Below are 19,325 nucleotides of genomic sequence, written 5' to 3'. Positions count from 1 at the left end.
CCGCGCATGATTTCCGGTCGCGTGGTTCTTCGTCTGCTTGCTGCGTCGTTCGCGCTTGGGGCGTGCCTCGTGAGCCCCCAGCCGACGCCTCCCGAAGAACCCACGCTCTTCGCGGATCTCATCTCGCCCGGTGGGCCCATGGACATGTCGGAGACCGTGCGTTTCAAGGGCGAGCCCGGCGCGGCCGCGCCGCCCGAAAGCAACGTCGTGGTCACGAACCTGGACACGGCGGACCCGCCGTTCGTGGCGAAGGTCGCCGCAGATGGGAGCTTCGACCTCACCGTTCCCGGCGCAGAAATGCATGAATTCCGCGTCGAGATCGTGGGGCCGGGCGGCGGCCGCTCGAACCCCGTCGATCTCGTCCTGAGCCCCGGCGGCGCCACGTTCCAGCCGGGTCCGCGGCCGCTCTCCGATTGCCTCGTGATCGAGCCCGCGCTTTCCCTCTCGTTCCCCGGAGCGGGCGCGACGGAAAACCTCGTCGTCCGCAATGAATGTCCGGACGAACTCTCGTTCCTCGCGCCGCGCCTCCGCCGCGGGACCGCCACATTCGGCTTCACGCCGACGGAGCCGTTCCTCCTCGCGCCGGGGGGCGCCGAGACGATCACGGTCGACGTCGACACCCCGGCGGGCGAGCGCGTCGACGTGCTCTTCGTCGAGACGACCGGCGCCGTTCGAGATCGCCGCCCCCTCACGCTCTTCGTCATCCCCTGAACACCCAAGCGATTCTTACAGAAGGAGAACCCCCATGTTTCGATCGAATACGCCCACCGTCCTCGCGCTCGCGCTCCTCGTGTTGCCTGCCTGCGGAAGCAGCGTCGATTCGGGCGGCGAGCAAACGGGCTACACCAAGGACGAGGCCCGCGCGATGAACGGCGTCACGAAGGAAGGCACCGACGTTTGCGCCCTCGAAGGCTGGTACGACGACGGCACGTGTGACGACTTCTGTGTGGTCGACGACGGCGACTGCGTGGTCGTCGGCGACACGTTGTGCAGCGAAGAAGCCGGCATGCCGTGTGAAGAAGGGTTTTTCTGCGACTTCCCGATCGACACGATGTGCGGGGCGATCATCGATCAGCTCGGGACCTGCAAGCCCACGCCCGAGGCGTGCGACCACAACTACGATCCGGTGTGCGGCTGCGACGGCCAGACGCATGCCAACGCGTGCACTGCGAACGCCGCCGGCACGAGCGTCGCGTCGGCGGGGAGCTGCCCCTGACCTCGAAACGACGGCCTCGACATCCGGCCCGCGACGCCTCGTGGGCCGGAATGTGACAGGTTCGCGAACGCGCGGCGCGGATCCGCTTCGGCCTTGAGAACTCCACCAGCCGGGATAGTCTCGCGGGACGTCTTGGTGGGAGGTCTTTCGTGTCGAAGCTGAGCAGGCGTTCCTTTCTTCAGATGAGCAGCCTTGCCGCGGGCGGTTGGGTCTTTCCGGGCTGCATCGAGAAGGCGGTCGAGATTCCGGCCCACGTGAAGACACGCTCGATCATGGACGTCGAGCACGTGGTGATCCTCATCCAGGAGAACCGCTCGTTCGACCACTATTTCGGCACGATGCGCGGCGTGCGTGGCTTCGGGGACCGGTTCACCATTCCCCTGGCAGAGGAGGAGAGCGTCTTTCGGCAGCGCAGCGGCGCGGAGGTGATTTTGCCCTATCACCTCGATTCGACGGCCGGCAACGCCCAGCGCGTGGACGGCACGCCCCACAGCTTCGTCGACGGACACGAAGCCTGGGATCACGGCCGGTACGGCCAATGGCCCGCGTGGAAAGCGCCGCAGTCGATGGGGTATTACAAGCGCGCCGAGCTCGAATTCCAGTTCGCGCTCGCCGAAGCGTTCACGGTCTGCGACGCGTACTTCTGCGGCGCCCACACCAGCACGAACCCGAACCGCCTTATTGCGTTCACCGGCACCATCGACAGCCTCGGCCAGCACGGCGGCCCGGCCATCGACAACTCGCACGACTTCCTGGGCGCCATCGAAGCGGGATACACCTGGAAGACGTACGCCGAGCGGCTCGAAGAAGCGGGGATCTCGTGGCTGGTCTATCAGGACTATGCCGACAACTTCTCCGACAACCCGCTCATCGGCTTCCAGACGTTCCGACAGGCATTTTTCGAGGACCAGGAATCGCCGCTCTTCAAGAAAGGCATCTCGTCGAGGCTTTCGAACCAGAACCTCGATGGATTTCGGGAAGACGTGCTCGCGGGGCGCTTGCCGCGTGTCTCCTGGATCGTCGGGCCGGCGGATTATTCCGAGCATCCGGGCCCGTCGAGCCCCGTGCAGGGCGCCTGGTACGTGCAGCAGGTCCTCGAGGCGCTCATCGAGAATCCCGAGGTCTTCAGCAAAACGGTTCTTTTCGTCACGTTCGATGAAAACGACGGCTTTTTTGATCACGTGCCGCCGCCTTGCGCTCCCTCGCGGCGTGACGACGGCGTGCTCATGGGAGCGAGCACGGTGGACGATACGGGAGAGCGTTATGATGACACGCTCACCGAGCCGCTCGGAGGTCACCCGCACGGGCCCGGCGTGCGTGTTCCCATGTGGGTCGTCTCGCCGTGGAGCCGTGGCGGGTTCGTCTGCTCCGAGACCTTCGATCACACGTCGATCCTGCGCTTCCTCGAAGCTCGATTCGGCGTGAAAGAGACCAACATCAGCCCCTATCGGCGCGCGATGTGCGGCGACCTCCTCTCGGCGTTCGACTTCGTGACGCCGAACGACGAAGACCTGCCCGAATGGCCGAGCCTCACGCAGGAAGAGGCCGATGCCCTTCGTGCGGAGCAAGAGAAACTCGCGCAGGTGACGGTGCCGACGGGGGAAAACGGCTCGCTCCCGCAGCAGGAGACAGGGACACGGCCGTCACGCGCGCTGCCCTACGAGATCGATGTCCGGTGCGTGATCGACGGGGACGAGGCCGTGCTCTCCTTCGTGAACACCGGCAAAGCAGGGGCCGTGTTTCACGTGTACGACCGGCGCGCGCTCACGGAGATCCCGCGGCGTTATGCCGTGGAAACGGGCAAATCCCTCGAAGGGCGGTGGCCGGCGACCGGACAGCAATATTCGCTCTTCGTGCTCGGGCCGAACGGTTTTCATCGTGATTTCGTGGATGCCGGGTCGCAGGGCGGGATCGAAATCGAGACGATGTACGACGTGGAGGGGTCACGCCTCGGGATTCGCTGCAAGAATACGGGGGGGGCCATGCGCCGTTTCATCGTGACGCCACGCGCGTACACGAAGGAGGGCGCGACGCTCGACGTCGACCCGATGGGCACGGCGGACGCGTGGTTCGACGTGTCCACGAGCGGCCGCTGGTACGACTTCTCCGTGACCGTGGAGGAGGAGGCGCCTTTCAGCCGTCGTGTCGCGGGGCGCATCGAAAATGGGGAGCCGTCGGTCACCGATCCGGCGATGGGGACGCCCGGGTGAACGCGGCGAAGGGGGCTCTCGCCACCGCCGCGGTCATGGGCGCGGCGGCGGCGGATCGCGGAAGGGTAAGAGGTGCGCGCGGGCCTGGGCCTCCGTCTTGAAAAAAGCGAGTTCGAATGGGAAAGCGCCAGGGGCGAGCGCGCGGCCCGCTTTGACGACCATCGCCGCCACGATTCCGAGCGTGAAGCTCGTGCCATGCACGGCGATGGCGCGGTACGGATACGGACGAGCGGCCCGGGCGAGCCTCGACCGCGCATCGGGAGGGATGCCTCCGAGGTCGCGCATGTCTGCGAGGAACGCGAACGTGCCGTAGCGGTCGCCGAGCTCGTACACGAGGCTCTTGTAAGCATCAACCTCCGCGACATCCAAGGTGCCGTGCATCTCCATGCACAGGAAATCCGGGGCCTCCAACCATAAGCGTTGCTTCCCGCACATCCACTCGAGCGGAGGGCTCATCCCGCCTTTGTACGCAAACAGAGCGCCCCGCGTACAGCATTTTCCTTCCTCGTGCCGGCTGGCGTGGCTTGACCGGGAGGTCGTCCCGCGCTGGGATGCAGAGGAACACCGATGGCGACCCCTTCCTCCTTGCCCGCCGTGATTGCCGCGCTCGCCGCGAACGCGCTGGTGACGCTCCTCAAGTTCGTGGCCTTTTTCCTGTCCGGCTCGGGCGCGATGCTCTCGGAGGCCATCCACAGCGCTGCGGACACGGGCAACCAGCTCTTGCTCTTCATCGGGCTGAAGCGCGGCGCGCGCCAAGGCGACGAAGAATTCCCTTATGGATACGGCGGCGAGCGCTTCGTGTTCGGCTTGCTCTCGGCCGCGGGCATCTTCTTCATCGGCTGCGGGGTCACCGTGTACCACGGCATCGAGGGGCTGCGTGATCCCCACCCGACCTCGGTGAACGTGGTGACGTTCGTGGTCCTCGGCCTCTCGTTCCTCATCGAGGGGGGCGCGCTGCTCTTCGCCGTTCGGAGCATCGCCGCGCAGCGCGGGAGCATGCCTTTCGCCCGGTACGTGCGCGAGAAAGCGGATCCCGCGTCGGTGGCGATCCTGCTCGAGGACGGCGCCGCCGTGCTGGGCCTGCTCCTCGCCGCAGGCGGCATCATCGCGTCGTACCACACGGGGAGCCCGGTCTGGGATTCGATTGCGTCCATCCTCGTCGGCTTGCTCCTCGGGTTCGTGGCGATCCACCTCGTCACGCAGAATCGTGATTTGCTCATTGGGATGGCCGTCCCCGACGGCGTGGAGGAAACGTTTGTCCGCGTGCTGCGCGAGCGGCCCAGCGTCCGCGGGGTGCGTGACGTGAAGAGCCGGCGGATCACGCCCGAGCTCTACAAGCTCAAAGCCGAGGTCACGTTCGAACCGGCGTTCCTCGCAGCCCGGCTCGATCAGGCGTTGCCCCCGCAGCCCGGCGCGCTCTCGGGCGCGGAACGCGAAACGACGCTCCGGACGGTGGCGGATGGCGCCCTCCGCGCCATCAGCGACGAAATCGACGCCATCGAGGTGGCCGTCCGCGCTGTGATCCCGGAGGCGGGGCACATCGATATCGAGGTCGACCATCACCTCGAGGAGCGACGCGCCGAAGCGACGCACGATCACGCGCCTCGTCGGGCGCCGGACGCTCAGATGTGGGATTGATCGGCTCCCTCGAAGGAGGCCGCCCATCGTCCCCGAGCTTTTCGTCATCTTCGCGCTCGTGCTGGTGAACGGCGTCCTCGCCGGCGCCGAGATCGCGGTCGTGGCCCTGCGGGGCTCGCGGCTCGATCAGCTCGTGGCCGAGAAGAGCAGGCGCGCGCGCGCCGTGAAAGAGCTCCGCGACGATCCCGAGCGGTTCCTCGCCACCGTGCAGATCGGCATCACCGTCATCGGCGCGCTCGCGGGCGCGTTCGGCGGTGCCACCTTCTCCGAGGATCTCGCGCCCGTGCTCCGGCGTGTCCCCTTTCTCGGAGATCACGCGGACGCCATCGCGCTGGGCCTCGTGGTCGTGCTGATTTCCTACCTCTCGCTCGTCCTCGGCGAGCTCGTGCCCAAGTCGCTCGCGCTGCGATACGCGGAGAAGTATGCGCTGCTCATCGGGAGGCCGCTCCTCGGCCTCTCTCGGCTCACGCGCCCGCTCGTCTGGTTCTTGACCGCGAGCTCGAACGTCGTGCTCCGCCTCGTCGGGGACAAAACCACCTTCACCGAGGCGCGGCTCTCGCGAGACGAGCTGCAGCAGCTCGTCGGGGAGGCGGCGAAGGCCGGCTCGGTCGACCCGAGCGCAGGCGAGATCGCCGCCCGCGCGCTTGATTTGCCCGATCTGTCTGCGGTGCAGGTCATGGTCCCGCGCCCGCGCGTGGTGAGCCTGCCGCACGATGCGCCGCTCGACGAGGTGCGCCGCATCGTCGCCGCGCATGGGCATACACGAATGCCGGTCTACGAAGGGGATCTGGATCACGTCATCGGTTACGTAAACGTGAAGGACGTCTTCACGCGCGCCTCGGGCGAAACGCCATTCACCGTGAAGGAGGTGTTGCGACCCCCGTATTTCGTCGGCGAGACCATGCGCGCGGTCTCGCTCCTCGACGCGATGAAGAACCGCCGCACGCAGCTCGCCATCGTGGTCGACGAGCTCGGCGCGACGAGCGGCATCGTCACGCTCGAAGACCTCGTCGAGGAGCTCGTGGGCGACGTCTTCAGCGAACACGAAGCGCCCGAGCCGGAGCTCGTACGGCGCGAGCCGGATGGGACGTTCCTCGTCCTCGGCAGCGCGCCGGTGCACGATGTGAACCGCGAGCTCGGGCTCGACTTGCCCACCGGCGAGGGTTTTTCGACCCTCGCGGGGCTCGTCCTCGATCTTGCGCGAAGCATCCCCCCAGTCGGGGCGCGGCTCGAGACGCCGGACGGGACGAGCCTCGAGGTCGTCGAGGCCACCCCACGACACGTCAAAAAGGTGAGAATCAGGCGGCCCGTTCCCCTGCAGCAGACGCATTGACACCCGTGCCCTACACGGAGACGCTCGTTCGTGAGGTCACATGCGAACCCACGGAGCTTGTCTGGCATCCCTTCTGACGACCCTCGCCGCCACCACGGCCGTCTCCGCCGCAGAGCCGGCCCCGCCGATGGCGGCCTATGCCCTCCCGTCCGTCGAGGGGTCACGCGAGGTCTGGTACGGCTGGCAAACCCTGACGATCGCCGGCGCCTCGCTCGGCGTGGGGACCGTGCCGGCGGTGGTTTTCGGCGTGCATCCTTATGTCTGGCCGCTTTCGCTCAGCGGAATGGTGTTCGGCGGGCCCATCGTGCACTGGAAACACGGGCGGGTCGGCAGGGGATTCGCCGTGCTCGGGATGAACATCGGGATCACGGGGACCGCCCTCGGCCTCTCCCTGCCGGTCGCGTGCATCTTCGAGAAATGCGATGGGTTTTACCTCGAATACGGCATTGCCATGAGCTACCTGGGCGCCCTGATCGGCGTGGCCATCGACGCCGCAGCGCTCTCGACCTACGAGGCCCCCACGCCGCGCACGGCCCAAAGGCCCCCGCGCCTCGTCGACTCGCTCGCGCCGGTGATCGACGTTCGGCAGGGGCACACGGTGCTCGGCGTGGCAGGCGCATTCTGAGCAGGATCCATCGGCTCGCCTCAGCGCGGTGACAGGCAAGCCAGGATCGCGTCCCTCGAAAGCTTCACGGCGTTCTCCGGCGCGTTCGTGGCCCCCGTCGCGAGCGCATCGTCGAGCCTCGCGTAACAATCGCCGCCCACGCGCTCCGGGCCAAACCCCGCCACGTAGGTGATTCCCGTCGCGAGGATCTCGGCCTCCTGCGCCGGCAGCGCCACGGTCTGATACCCCGACGTGTCGGCCCAGTATCCTTCCACCCAGTAAAGCTCGCCGGGGATCCACGCTCCCTCGACCCAGTGCCCCTCGGTCCAGACGTCCACCCATTGCCCCGGGTCGCAGACCGTTTCGTAGATGTCGACACAGTCCTCTTCGTAATGCCCCGGATCACACACGGACTCGGAATACCCCGTGTCCACCCATTCGTCGGTCCACTCCACGCAGTTGCCCTCGTCGTCGTACGCGGAGCAGTAGCTCTCCCAGTAGCCATCGTCGACCCACACGTCGTAGCAGGACTCCTCGACCCAGTACGTGTCACACGCCGTCTCGACGTATTCGTCGTAGCAGGCGCCTTCCTCCCACACGGACTCGGAGTATCCGTCGACCCAGAGCTGCTCGTAATACCCGTCCGAGCGGGCCCACATTCCCTCGACCCAGGCTCCGCTTTCGATCCAGACGTCCTGATAGGCATGCTCCGACGCGGTGAGCACGAGGTAGAGGGATTCCCATACGATCTCCCCCGTGGGCTCCATCTGTATCTCATCGGGGAAGTTCATGGAGCGAACGGTGCGGTTCCAGGCCGCGATGGCCTCGTGGTCGCTCCGAAGCACCCGGTCCGCCGCCTGCCCGAAGATGTCCACACGGCTCTGCTCGGCGCCGTCGATCGGCGCCATGACATCCGCCGAGAGCAGCCCGATCGAGAGAAAGGCTTCCACCTTGTCCCACGTCGTTCCGACGGCCACGACCTCGTCGGGCCCCGGACCCTCGTCCACGCGACGCGCAAACTCGACGTCGAGCGTGCGCGCCTGGTCGCCGCGCGTGCCCCGGGACATCGTGTCGTCCATCATCTGGTCGAACGCGGCGAAGAAACCGTCGCTGTACTGGACGGGCGGCGGCTCCCGATTCGCGACGCAGCCGCTGAGAAGGGGGACCATCAGCACCCAAAGGGATCGAAGCGAAGTCATGGTAGCTCCTTGCAGGGTATCGCGAAGTGTCGTCCTGCGCAGCAGCGAGGATCAATCCTCGTCGCCGCCCGCCCCGCGCGTGATCCCGAGCGCGCGGCGAAGCTCCCTCGCCGCCTGGCGAGAGACCTCGACCGCTTGGCCGTCCTTCATGCGCGCGAGGTAGCCGCCCGAGGGCGTGGGTTCGAGCAGGCTCACGTGTTCGAGGTTCAAAAGCGCGCGGCGGTGGACGCGGACGAAGGTGTCCGCGGGCAGGCGTTCCTCCAGCGCGGCCAGCGAAAGAACGGTGAGCACGCGTCGCCCGCCGACCGCGATCGTGACGAGCGCGCCGTCGAGCTCGGCGAAGGCGATTTCGGCGGGATCGAGGAGCAACACGCCCTCGCGGGTCTCGATCGCGAGCCGCCGCGCGGCGGGACGAGGGGCGTCTGTTTTTGCAGCGTGGACGACGCGGCGAGCGCGCTCGATGGCGATCTGCAGGCGCCCGGCCTCCACGGGTTTGAGCAGGTAATCGACCGCGCCCAGTTCGAATGCGCTGACGGCGTACTCGGCGTGCGCGGTGCAGAAAATCACGTAGGGCCGCGGCTCGGGCAACAAGCGGAGCGCTTCGAGCCCGCTGAGGCCGGGCATCTCGATGTCGAGCAGGATCACATCGATGCCGCCCCGCCCGAGGGCCGCGCGCACGGCGTCGCCGCGATCACACTCGCCCGCGACGGCCACGCCCTCGATCGCGCCGAGCAGCCGAAAGAGGCGCGCCCGCGCGAGCTTTTCATCGTCCGCGACGAGCACCCGCAACGTCGTCACGAGCTCACCTCCGGCAGCTCGAGGTCGACCCGCGTGTGGTCGCCTTCGCCGCGTATCGAGAGGCGCGCGCGCCCGTCGTAGGCGAGCGCGAGCCTTCGCTCCACGGTGGGCAGCCCGTCGCTGCCGGACCTCGGGCCCGTGTAGGGGCCTGGATTCGAGAGTGTGATGCGGAGCGCGCCTTTCGTGCATTGGATCGCGAGGCGCACCTCTCCCTTGTGCCCCGCGCCGGGGCCGTGTTTCATCGCGTTTTCCGCGAGCGGCAGGAGCACGAGCGGCGGCACCGGCCAGGGCGAGGCGTCCGGATCGATCTCCGTGACCACGGTGAATCGCGACGGATCGCGCAGGCTGAAGAGTTCGAAGAGTGTATGCACGAGCGCGAGCTCCTGCTCGAGCGGCCACCATTCGGCGCGCACGCCGGCGAGGACCGCGCGCAGCATCGACGCCAGGCGCAGCACGGCCTGCTCGGCGACCGCGCCATCGACGCGGCACCACTCGGCGATGGCGTTCAGCGTGTTGAAAAGGAAATGGGGATCGAGGTGCGCGCGCAGGGCGAGGAGCTGCGCGCGCTCCGCCTCGCGTGCGAGCTTCTCGGCGCGCTCCCGCTGGGCGACGAGCCGCGCTTCGAGATCGATGTCCCGACCGAGCCCCCAGCCGCCGACCCAGTAGAGCGCGAGCGAGCTGAGCAGGTTCCACGGGGCGGTGAGCAAGCTCGGCGGTAGGCGGAGCCAGCGAGGGATCACGCCGCCGATGCCGAAGACCACGATCACGCCGAGCGCCGCATAAGCGAGGATGCGCAGCAGCGTGGGGCGATCGGCGGCGATCACGCGCCACGAGACCGGCGCGAGCAGCGTGAACGAGGCGCAGAGCGCGACGCCGACCGCGAGCGAGGCCGAGCCGCCGGAGCGCGCCTGCGCGATGAGGAGCGAGACGAACACCACGAGGATCGGGACGAGGCGGCGCGGCGCGGCGAGGGCGCGGAGGGTCGCGAGCGCGAGGGGCTCGGAAGGCTGCTCGGATCCGGAGGCCACGTTCGCCGTCATTGGCGAAGGTGATAGCTGATCTCACGACACGGCGGAACGTGCGACCGCTCGGCACGGCTCCGCGACCGCTCGCGCCCCACGGTCGACCGTTCACGCACCTTTGCGCGGCTCGCCCGGCTGCCGCGGCTATCGTCGTGTTCCCAGGAGACCCACGATGAAGGTGAGGATCGTCGTCGATTACGTGCCCCGCTACCGTCACGGTCATCAATGGCACTTCGTCCCGCCCGTGACGGGGATCCACCTCGCGGCGATCACGCCGTCCGAGCACGAGGTGGAGGTCATTCACGAGCAAGTGCGCCCCGTCCCCGTCGATACGACGCCGGATGTCGTCGCCCTCTCGTTTTTCTCGGGATTCGCCCGCCGCGCGTATCAGCTCGCCGATCGTTACCGTGCGCTCGGCGTGCGTGTGGTCGCCGGCGGCCCGCACGTCTCGTACTGGACCGAAGAGGCCCTCGAACATGTCGACGTGGTCGTCACCGGCGAGGCCGAGTCGGTGTGGCCCGAGCTTTTGCGTGATCTCGAGCGGGGAACACCGCGCCGCGTGTACCGCGGGGAGCCGGCATCGCTCGCTGGATTGCCGACGCCCCGGTACGATCTGCTCGAAGACCGCTTCCTCGTCCCGCGCGTCCTCCAGGCCACGCGGGGCTGTCCCTTCACGTGCAGCTTCTGCACCGTGCCCGATTTGAACCCGGGCTTCCGCGTGCGTCCGGTGGACGACGTCGTGCGCGACATCGCGACCACGCGGTTCCCTCGTTTCTGGCAGGACAAGGTCGCCTGGTTCTGGGACGACAATCTCCTCGTCCAGCGGCGCTGGGCCAAGGAGCTGCTCCGCGCGATGGTGGGCCTCGATCGGTGGTGGCTGACGCAGGCGTCGATCGACATCGTCAAGGATCGCGAGCTGCTCGACCTCATGGAGCGATCCGGATGCATCGGCATCTTCCTCGGCATCGAGAGCCTCGACGAGGCGGATCTCCGCAGCGTCGACAAACGCCAGAATCGGGTGCGCGAATACCGCGACGCGATCGAGCGCCTCCACGACCGGGGGATCTGCGTGATGGCCGGCTTCATCTCGGGCTTCGACGATCAAACGCCGGAGGCGATCGTCGCGACCGCCGATCGCCTCAACGCCGTGGGCGTGGACGTGCCCTTCCTGAGCGTGCTCACCCCCTTCCGCGGCACACCGCTTTACGACGAGTACCTGCGCGAAGGCCGGATCCTCACGGAGCGCGACTGGGGCCATTACACCGGCTACGGCGTGGCCTTCCGACCCGCGAAAATGCGCCCCGACGAGCTGCTCACGGCGCACCGGCGGCTCTGGAACCGCGCCTTCTCGCCGGCGCTGGTGATGGATCGGCTCGCGCGTGGAGCCCGGCAATTGAGCCGCGGCGGGATGATGCTGTCGGCGGCGATGAACGGATTTTACGGACTGAAACAGCTCATGGGCAATGAGCCGGCATCGCCGCCCATCGACGGAGAGGGGCGGATCGTGCACCCCGATCCGAGGGAGGCGCCGTTACGGCTGTCGCAACTCGGCGTGCGGCGCGCTGAAAAGAAGAGCGCCGCGGGACGTGAAGAAGCGCCCTCCGCGGCACCCATTGCCAGCGCGGCAGGCCTTCGGTGAAGCGCCAGCCGCCCTCCCGACGAAGAAAGATCGCGCTCCTGAGCTTCGTGCTCGGCCACGTCTTGTCATGGGCGGCTTATGCCTTCGACGGCGCTCCTCTTCACCCGCCGGTCGATGGCGTGTCGCCCGCGCGCATTCCACCCTCCTTTGGCGCGCCGCGCGACGGCCGGCGTTCGCGCCATCAAGGCATCGACATCCTCGCGCCCCGTGGCACGCCGGTGCGCAGCGCCGCGTGGGGGGTGGTGGTGGAGATCGAAAAGCAGCCGCGCGGCGGGAACGTCGTCTTCGTGGCCGGTCGTGGGGCACTGCTTTTCTTTTATGCGCACCTCAATGGGTACGCCCCAGGGCTTCATGTCGGGCAGGTCGTCTCCAAAGGAACACTCCTCGGCTACGTGGGGGACAGCGGGAACGCGAATGGTGTCCCTCACTTGCACTTCGAGGCGCGCCCCGCCGCGACGCTCTTCGCGCCCATCGATCCTCTGCTCTTGATGCGACCGCGGCGCGCGGCACCGGCCGAGCGTATCTTCGCCGCGCTCGCGACGATTGCGGAGCCGCGGTGAGGCGCGCGCCTTTCAGCCCATGAACAGCTAAAGCTCCTGCGGGCGATAGATCGGGCCCCCGCCCGAAGACTTCGCGGTCGCCGTCGGGGGCGCGCTCGGATCACGCTTCGTCGTCGTTGCGGCCTTTCCCGTGTTCGACGAAGAGGGCGCCGCCCGCGCGGACTCCGCCGCGGGAGGCGCGGGCGCCGCGGAGGCGCTCGGCGGGGGCGCCGGTGTGATGGCTATGCTCGGCGTCGGCGCGATCGTCGGGGGATCCACGGACGGCACCGGCTGCGACAACACCACGGGCGCGCCTTCGTTTGTCCTCGGCGCACGAAGTATCCAGAAAGCGCCGCCGGCGAGTGCGACGGCCGCGACGCTCGCCATCACGAGCGGCGCCGTCCGCATGCGCCTGCCACGGCTCTCGTCCGGCGGCACGATCACGGCCGACGCGCTCTCCGAGGACTTCCTGTCGGGGGAGCTCGCGGCCGGCGCTCGCCCGGAGAGGGGATTCTCGATGCGCGTCGCGACCTGCGCGGCCTGGCCTTCCGTGTTGCTCTTCGCGCGCAGATCGACCGGCGGGGTCTGGATCCCATGGGCCCGGACGAACGAGGCCACGGCGCGCGGCGTGGCGATTTTCATTCCCATGCTGCGGGCGGCTTCGTCCAGGGCTTCGGCGAAATCGGCCGCCGTGGAATATCGATCGTCCGGGTTTTTCTCGAGCGCGCGCATGCACACCGCGTCGAGCGCCTCCGGTACGTCGGGGTTCACGGAGCGCGGGGAGGGCGTCTCGCTCGCCACGACCTTCGCGAGCATCTCGGCCTCGCTGTCGCCGCGGATGAGCCGCTGCAGCGCCATGAGCTCCCACAACAAGACGGCGGCCGCGTAGACGTCCGTCCGCCGATCGACCGGCAATCGCCCCGCTTGCTCGGGCGACATGTATCCGATTTTGCCCTTGAGCTGCGAGCCGTGGGTCGTCGAGATACGCGCCTCGGCCCGCGCCACACCGAAATCCGTGATCCTCGCGACGCCGTCCACGCCGAGGAGGACATTCTGCGGCGATACGTCGCGATGCACGAGGTGGAGGGGTTTGCCCTGCGCGTCCGTCAGCTCGTGCGCGGCGTGCAGCCCGGCGAGCATGTCCAGAAACACGCGGAGCGCGATCTCGAGCGGCAGCGTGTTCCCTTGCTTCTGGAGGGCGCGCAGGAGCTGCTGCAAGGAAGCTCCCTCGATGTACTCCATCACGATGAACACGCCTCGATCGTCCTGCTGGACGTCGATCGTGCCGACCACGTTCGGGTGGCGGATCTGCGCGGCGAGGCGCGCCTCGTCGAGGAACATCGCGACGAACTCGGGCTCGTCGGCGAGGTGCGCGTGCATCGTCTTGACCGCCACGAGCCGTTCGAAGCCGCCCATGCCGCGGGCGCGCCCGAGGTACACGGTCGCCATTCCGCCCGATGCGATCAAGTGCAGGATCTCGTACCGCCCTCCGCGCAGATCCATCGTGCTCCCCTCAAGGCTCGTTTCCCCAAACGAGCACACCCTTCGAATAGAGCGTGACCTTCGACCACTCGGCGAAGTCGACCTTCATCGGATCGAACGAATAATCGTTCGTCTGGTTCACGGTCGTGAAGTTCTGCGTGTGCAGGCGCGCCTGGATCTCCCCGCTGTTGTCACCGGCGACGAGCACGCCGGCGTCGGGCGTGAACGATATCGTGAGGTACGTGTCGGCTTTCACGCCGGTCGCCACGCCGAACGTCCCCGAAGTGTGAATGCAGTTGAACGGGGCGAAGTCGCAATCGTAGATGAAGTTCGCCCCGCCGTCCCTCGTGAACCAGTAGCGGATCGTGAGGTCGCTCAGCGGCACGGTGTCCTGCGTGTCGTTCACGATCTTGAAGTGCGGCTGGACCTGGATGTCCTCGGCCTTCGCGTTGGCCGTCTTGTATTGCAACCGAAGGCCGCCCGGAGGCGGGCCGCCGCCGCCCATGCCGCCGCCCATGCCACCGCCGCCCATGCCGCCGAGGCCCGCGCCGCCCGCGCCGGCATCTCCTCCGGCGCCGCCCGTTCCGGGACCCGTGGCCCCGGTCCCGCCGCTGGGGGCGAGCCGAGGATCGTAGCCCTCCCAATCGAAGCTACACGCGCTGACGAAGACCGCGGCGACGGCGGCGACGGCGAGCAGGGGAGACGACGCGGGACCACGCCTACGAATCGAACCCATTTCCCCCTCCTAAAAAGCTACCGTGCAGTGAAAGCCCGCGCGCCCCGGGGACATCGTGAAACCCGCGCCCACGGCGGGGCCTTCGGGCGAACCGAAGCTCGTGCGTGAAGGCTCCGAGGGCGCAGCTCCGCGACCGGCCGACGGCCCGCCGAGCCAGAACATGAGCCCCCCGCCGACGAGCCCTGCTGCGCCCAGGGCGAGGCTGACATTGGCGGCCGTGGTCAGCGCCATCCCGCTGTCGACGACGTCGGCATATTTCAGCTCGGTACAGCGCGCGGCGTGGCACTCGTCTTCGAGCGTCGCGAACCGGCTCCGGGCCATGAGCCCCGTCACGCCGAAGACCACGAGCCCCGCGACACCCACGCCCGCGAGCGCGATTCCCGCCGTCCGCACGGCGCCGCCCTTCCGGACCTCGTCGCCGGCCGGCTTCGGGACCTCCACGCGCACCGGGCCCTTCGGCTCGACCTTCTTGGGCGGCGGCTCCGGGAACACCACCGTCACCTGCGCGCTCTCGCCCGCCTGGACCGCCTGCTCCCGCCGCTCGACGCGTCCGTCCGTATGGGTCGCCGTCACGACGACCGTCCCCGGGTCCACCGCGACGGGAACGCCCCGTTTGTCCGGCGGTAAACGTGTGCCATTGACCGTCACGTCGACGCCCGCGGGATTCACGAGCTCGACGACGAGTTTTCCCACCTTCGACTCGAGGAGCGCGACGTGCTTCGCGGCGGCGTCGCGGGTCCGCACGTATTTCGGCTCGGTCTCCGCGCGCTTCGTGGCCTCGTGCAGCGTCGCGGACATTTCCTCGTAGGCCTCGACCGTCCTCCCGAGCGCGACGAGGCAGGTGCCTATCATGATGCGCGCGTTCGGGCTGCCTGAAGCATTGTAGGCGTGGCGAAACCCAATGAGCGCCTCGGCGAAGTTGCCTTGATCGAAGAGCTTTTGCGCTGAAGTGTAAAGATCCTGCGCGGATGGAGTGCTTTGGGTTTGGCCCCCCGTCGCGGCGTCTCCCTCCCCCCGGGCGATCGCGGGCGTCGCCGTGCAGAGGAACAGGGCGACCACGAAACACGGGATCACGCGATTGCGGGTGCAGCTCATTGGCCTCTCCCTCGTGCGTGGAAGCTGCGGCGGTACGTGCACGGGAGGGCGAGAAGCGCGCCCGCGGCCGCTCGAAGCCAGAGGCGCTCGGTGGTAGGTCCCCCCGGATGCTGCGATCACGCGCAGCGTCCCGCCTGTCTCCCCGCAAAACCCCATCGCCGAGGCCACGCTACATGAAAGGTTCGCCCATCGCGACGGCATTGATGGTAAACAAACATTTTTTACTGTAGGCGGGCATCACGCGCGGAGGCGGGAGCAAGCGCGGAGGCGGGAGCGGGGTGGGGGGCGAAGAGCAGCCACGCCGGGGTCGTCGGCGCCCGCGCGACGCCGAAGGTTTTGCGCAACGGGGCTCCGGCTAGAACCCGTCGCGATCGGTCGCCGCCAGCAAGATCGAGAGCCCGCGCTTGGGCCCGCCATTGATGTCCGGGGGCATCTGCCGCAAGACATCGACCACCGCCGCCCACAACCCACGCGTCGCGGCGGCGGTCAGCAGCGGCCCGTTCCGATACGAGCGCATGCCCTTGCTGATCGCGATGAACGCGCGATGCGCGCCGGCGAGGTCGCCGGCCTCGGCCATCACCGAAACGGTCTCTTGGAGCGTGATGTCCGGATAGGACGCGCCGCGGGCCGCCTCGATCGCCTGGTCCAAAAGCGCGGTACTGACGTCCGCGAGCCCACCGCGGAAGGCCAGCGCCGCCATGCGCTGGACCAGCTTGTGGTCCTTGGGCATGACCTCGCGGGCGCGCGTGAACCAGTCTTTCCATTCCGGATGCGTCGGGTCGAGCGCGCTGAGCACGCCCACACGCACCTCGTGCATCTCGGGCTCCGTGGGCGCGACCTTTTCGAGCTTCGTCGCCACGTCGAGCCGCCCGAGCGTCGTCGCGGCGGCGGCGAGGTGACGCAAAAAGTCGCGGTTCCATTGCTCGCGTAGCTTCGGCGCCGCCTTGGCGATCGTCGGGAGGTGCTTGCCGGCCCGCTCCGGCGCCACGCGCGCGAGCCCCAGCAAGAACTCCGCGCAGCTCGCGTATTTCGGCACGAGCTGCTTGGCGATCGCCGCTTCGGCGCGCGCCGCCTCGCCGGCGGCAACCATTTCCGTGACGAGACGGAGGCTCGCCCGGGTGGTCGAGAGCCCGTCGAATTCGTCGATCCACGCGACCGCCGCGTCCCACGCCTTCAGCGCGAGGAGCCGCGAGAGCCCGCGGTCGAGCAGCTCGAATTCGTTGTGCGCGTCGCGCGCTTTCATTCGCGAAACGAGGTGCGATAGCTCCTCCGCCGACGCGCGCGGGCAGATGGCCGAGAAGGCGGGCCTCGTCTCGGTCCACGACGGTTTTTCTTCGCAGCCGGCGATCATGTCGATGGCCTCGCGGATCCGTCCGACCGCGCAGAGCGCTTCGGCGACCACGCGGCGATTCTCGCCCGGGTTGTCCTCGGGATCGACCGTGGCGATGGCCAACGAAAGGAGCTTCTCGCCGCGGGCCGTCTCGCCGAGCAGCACCCAGCCCGCGCCCATCATCGCCCGCGCCGGCAATGGGTTCTGCTGCTTGGCCTCCTTTTTCGTCAAGAGCTTCTCGGCCTCGCCGAGCCAGCGGCGCAACGCGGCCGTCTGCGCGTCGGTCAGCGGCGGGCCCTTGCGCCACGCGAGCGCGGCCACCACGGCCTCGGCGCGGGCGCAGGCCGCGTGCCACGGGTTTTTCCAGGCCGACCAGCCGCCCGTGCCGTCGAGCGCCGCCGCGGCGCGGTCGAACAGGCCGAGCGCCATCGTCCGCTCGGCCAAGGTTCGCCGATATTCAGATTCGAAATGGGGGTTTTCGAACTTCTTGACGGCCTCCTCGACCAGCGCCGCGATGTCGTCGAGGGAGCCCCCTTCCATCGGCCATTTCGCCTTCGGCGTCCGCGCGGGCACCTTGCCCTTCTTGCCGAACTTGCGCTTGAACGACGCCGGCGCCGCGGGATCGGCCGCCGCCGCCGCCGCGTCCGGCCACACCTTCGCCTCGCCCCAGCGCCACGGCCACGCCCATTTGCGATTGACGATCCACGTGATCTTGGCGTCGACCTCGGCCACGGTGGCGCTTGCGTCGAGCGGCCCGATCACCACGCCTTCGGGGAGCGCCGCGGCCACCCGCTCGCCGTCGAGCGGGAAGGCCGGGTTCCAATCCCAGGTCGAACCGAAATCGTCGCCGTCAAGTGAAAGCGGGCTCTCGCCGCTGGCCTCGACCGCCGGGCGGAACCGACCGATCTCCGCCCCGTCGCGCTCCTGCAAGAAGGCCAGCCCTTTCGTCGTGAGGCTGACGAGCACGCCGTCCCCGTAGGACACCCCGCCGCTCGGCTCGGCGATATCGAGCACGCGCACCGGCGTCTCGCCGAGCTCCCACACCTGCAGGCGCCCCGCCGCCGAGATCGCCGCCGCGCGGCCGTCGGGGCGCCACGAAAAGCCATACGTCTCATCGGTCCCGGGCGCCGGCAGATCGGGGCTGTAGCGATACGTGCCGCGATCGTAAAGGAAGATCCCCGGCGCCGCGCCCCATTCGTTCTCCGGTTGCACGAGCGCCGCGAGCCGCGCGCCGTCGCGTGAATAGATCAGCGACGCGGCGCCCACGTGCATCGGCACCTTCCCGTTCGGCAATCCCGTGCGCGCGTCGTAATAGACGATGCCAGCCGGGTGCATCGCGAATTCGCTGCCGTCGGGCGAGAACGAGACGGGCGGGTGCGCCTTTTGCTCCCACAAGATCTTCCCGGTCTTCGCGTCGAGCGCAAAAAGCTGCGACCGCCCGCTGTAGCCGACGATGCGATCGGGGTGCGACCAATCGAGGCCGCTCATCGGCTGAAGTCGCGGCTCGGAGTTCGGATCGTTCGGGGCCGCGCGGCCGATCGATTCGCACCAGCGCGGCTGCGGCCGCCGGCCGACCAGCGGCACGATCGCCCCGAGCGCCAGATTCGGGCCCCAGCAGGCGATGTACACATCACGGTTGTTCGACGACCACCCCCACGACGGCGGCCGGTTCCATCCGTCGGTCACGTAGGCGCACGAATCGGGCTCGCCGGACTTGCCGAACGGGTCGAAGCTGCCGACGCCATTCGTGTCGAACGCGAGGCCGACGCGCTTGCCGTCGGGTCGCCATTGAAGACATCCGCCGTAGTCGGGCCAACCGACACCGCCGCGCACGCGCAACATGTTCACGCAGCGCCCGGCGCGCACGTCCCAGATCTGCAAGACGCCGCCGTGATCGTAATCGTCGCCGACCCACGAGCCGGTGGCGAGGAAACGCCCGTCGGGCGAGAGCTCGCACTCGCTGACCTCGACATCGTGCCCGTGCGCGTGCCCCAGCGTCGCCTGCGGCCGGATGCGCGCCGTCGCGGCCCGGTGGGCCGCCGTGATCCCGTGCGCGGCCTCGTGGGCGTACAAGACCTCGCGCAGCGCCGGCAGGTCGCGGTCGGCCTCGAAATCGTCCCACGGCAGCGCCTCGATCGCGGCGGCGAGCGAGGGCCCGGGCGCCTTCGGATCGAGCGCCGCGAACGCCGACGACGCTGCGCGTGCCTTTGCCGGTTTTTTGCTTGTCCCGGCGAGGAGCGCCATCAGCTCGTCCTCGCCGAGGACGGTGATCCCGAGGCGACCGGCCGCGTCGATTTTGCTGCCGGCCTTCTCGCCCGCGAAGAGAATGTGCGTGGATTTGCCGACGCTGCCGCCGATCTTGGCGCCGAGCGCCGCGAGCTTCTTCTCTGCCTCGGCGCGCTTCAACTTCGAGAAGGTGCCGGTGAGGACCACGGTCTTGTCGCGTACGTCGAGGGACATCGGTTATGGATGTACACGTTTTTG

16 protein-coding genes are annotated in these 19,325 nt (G+C 68.5%); 8 read left to right on the top strand and 8 right to left on the bottom strand.

Annotation, left to right across the window (positions count from 1 at the left end; all coding sequences use genetic code 11):
• Positions 1-6: 6 nt before the first annotated feature.
• The 3 genes from POL67_RS30380 (at position 7) to POL67_RS30370 (ending at position 3,426) form a co-directional block, all read left to right on the top strand.
• Positions 7-711 (top strand): hypothetical protein, encoded by a 705-nt coding sequence (locus POL67_RS30380; RefSeq protein WP_271923445.1) that lies wholly within the window; start codon positions 7-9, stop codon positions 709-711.
• Positions 712-745: 34 nt separating this feature from the next.
• Positions 746-1,216 (top strand): Kazal-type serine protease inhibitor domain-containing protein, encoded by a 471-nt coding sequence (locus POL67_RS30375; RefSeq protein ID WP_271923443.1) that lies wholly within the window; start codon positions 746-748, stop codon positions 1,214-1,216.
• 149 nt (positions 1,217-1,365) lie between these two features.
• The gene (locus tag POL67_RS30370; protein ID WP_271923441.1) at positions 1,366-3,426 is read left to right on the top strand and encodes a phosphocholine-specific phospholipase C; all 2,061 of its coding nucleotides are present in this window, start codon (positions 1,366-1,368) and stop codon (positions 3,424-3,426) included.
• Positions 3,427-3,459: 33 nt separating this feature from the next.
• Here the strand turns inward: POL67_RS30370 and POL67_RS30365 are convergent, their stop codons facing one another.
• Positions 3,460-3,882: an STAS/SEC14 domain-containing protein gene (locus POL67_RS30365; protein ID WP_271923439.1), complete on the bottom strand. Its 423-nt coding sequence runs from the start codon at positions 3,880-3,882 to the stop codon at positions 3,460-3,462.
• Between the two features lie 111 nt (positions 3,883-3,993).
• Here POL67_RS30365 and POL67_RS30360 point away from each other — a divergent pair, with 111 nt between their 5' ends.
• From POL67_RS30360 to POL67_RS30350, 3 genes are read left to right on the top strand one after another with little or no spacing between them, the layout of a single operon-like run.
• Complete coding sequence (locus POL67_RS30360) at positions 3,994-5,064, top strand: cation diffusion facilitator family transporter (protein ID WP_271923437.1); 1,071 nt, start codon at positions 3,994-3,996, stop codon at positions 5,062-5,064.
• A complete protein-coding gene (locus POL67_RS53770; protein ID WP_506333375.1) occupies positions 5,021-6,397 on the top strand; it encodes a hemolysin family protein in 1,377 nt (458 codons plus the stop codon). Before POL67_RS30360 ends, POL67_RS53770 begins: the two co-directional genes overlap by 44 nt.
• Positions 6,398-6,437: 40 nt before the next feature.
• Positions 6,438-7,022 carry a hypothetical protein gene (locus tag POL67_RS30350; RefSeq protein WP_271923435.1) on the top strand — a complete coding sequence of 195 codons (585 nt, stop codon included), beginning with the start codon at positions 6,438-6,440 and terminating at the stop codon, positions 7,020-7,022.
• Between the two features lie 20 nt (positions 7,023-7,042).
• Here the strand turns inward: POL67_RS30350 and POL67_RS30345 are convergent, their stop codons facing one another.
• From POL67_RS30345 to POL67_RS30335, 3 genes are read right to left on the bottom strand one after another with little or no spacing between them, the layout of a single operon-like run.
• Positions 7,043-8,200, bottom strand: a complete 1,158-nt coding sequence (locus POL67_RS30345) for a hypothetical protein (RefSeq protein ID WP_271923433.1) — start codon at positions 8,198-8,200, stop codon at positions 7,043-7,045.
• 51 nt (positions 8,201-8,251) lie between these two features.
• Entirely contained in the window at positions 8,252-8,998 is a 747-nt protein-coding gene (locus tag POL67_RS30340; protein ID WP_271923431.1) for a LytR/AlgR family response regulator transcription factor, read from the bottom strand.
• A complete protein-coding gene (locus tag POL67_RS30335; protein WP_271923429.1) occupies positions 8,995-10,038 on the bottom strand; it encodes a sensor histidine kinase in 1,044 nt (347 codons plus the stop codon). Before POL67_RS30335 ends, POL67_RS30340 begins: the two co-directional genes overlap by 4 nt.
• Before the next feature lie 154 nt (positions 10,039-10,192).
• On the opposite strand from POL67_RS30335, the gene POL67_RS30330 reads away from it, so the two are divergent.
• Both POL67_RS30330 and POL67_RS30325 read left to right on the top strand, forming a co-directional pair.
• On the top strand, positions 10,193-11,659 hold the full coding sequence (locus tag POL67_RS30330; RefSeq protein ID WP_271923427.1) for a B12-binding domain-containing radical SAM protein: 1,467 nt from the start codon (positions 10,193-10,195) through the stop codon (positions 11,657-11,659).
• Positions 11,656-12,219, top strand: coding sequence for a M23 family metallopeptidase (locus tag POL67_RS30325; protein ID WP_271923425.1), 564 nt, complete (start codon positions 11,656-11,658; stop codon positions 12,217-12,219). The genes POL67_RS30330 and POL67_RS30325 overlap by 4 nt, the downstream gene beginning before the upstream one ends.
• A gap of 27 nt (positions 12,220-12,246) precedes the next feature.
• Here the strand turns inward: POL67_RS30325 and POL67_RS30320 are convergent, their stop codons facing one another.
• The 4 genes from POL67_RS30320 to POL67_RS30305 all read right to left on the bottom strand — a co-directional run bounded on the left by POL67_RS30320 (position 12,247) and on the right by POL67_RS30305 (position 19,301).
• Positions 12,247-13,701 carry a serine/threonine protein kinase gene (locus POL67_RS30320; RefSeq protein WP_271923423.1) on the bottom strand — a complete coding sequence of 485 codons (1,455 nt, stop codon included), beginning with the start codon at positions 13,699-13,701 and terminating at the stop codon, positions 12,247-12,249.
• Between the two features lie 10 nt (positions 13,702-13,711).
• On the bottom strand, positions 13,712-14,416 hold the full coding sequence (locus POL67_RS30315) for a cellulose binding domain-containing protein (RefSeq protein ID WP_271923421.1): 705 nt from the start codon (positions 14,414-14,416) through the stop codon (positions 13,712-13,714).
• A 9-nt stretch (positions 14,417-14,425) separates the two neighbouring features.
• A complete protein-coding gene (locus POL67_RS30310) occupies positions 14,426-15,511 on the bottom strand; it encodes a tetratricopeptide repeat protein (protein WP_271923419.1) in 1,086 nt (361 codons plus the stop codon).
• Positions 15,512-15,866: 355 nt separating this feature from the next.
• Entirely contained in the window at positions 15,867-19,301 is a 3,435-nt protein-coding gene (locus POL67_RS30305) for a WD40 repeat domain-containing protein (RefSeq protein ID WP_271923417.1), read from the bottom strand.
• Positions 19,302-19,325 lie beyond the last annotated feature (24 nt).

Source organism: Polyangium mundeleinium, assembly GCF_028369105.1.
Taxonomy (GTDB): domain Bacteria; phylum Myxococcota_A; class Polyangia; order Polyangiales; family Polyangiaceae; genus Polyangium; species Polyangium mundeleinium.
Note: the sequence above shows the minus strand (reverse complement) of the source record. Positions and strands in the feature narration are given on the sequence as shown.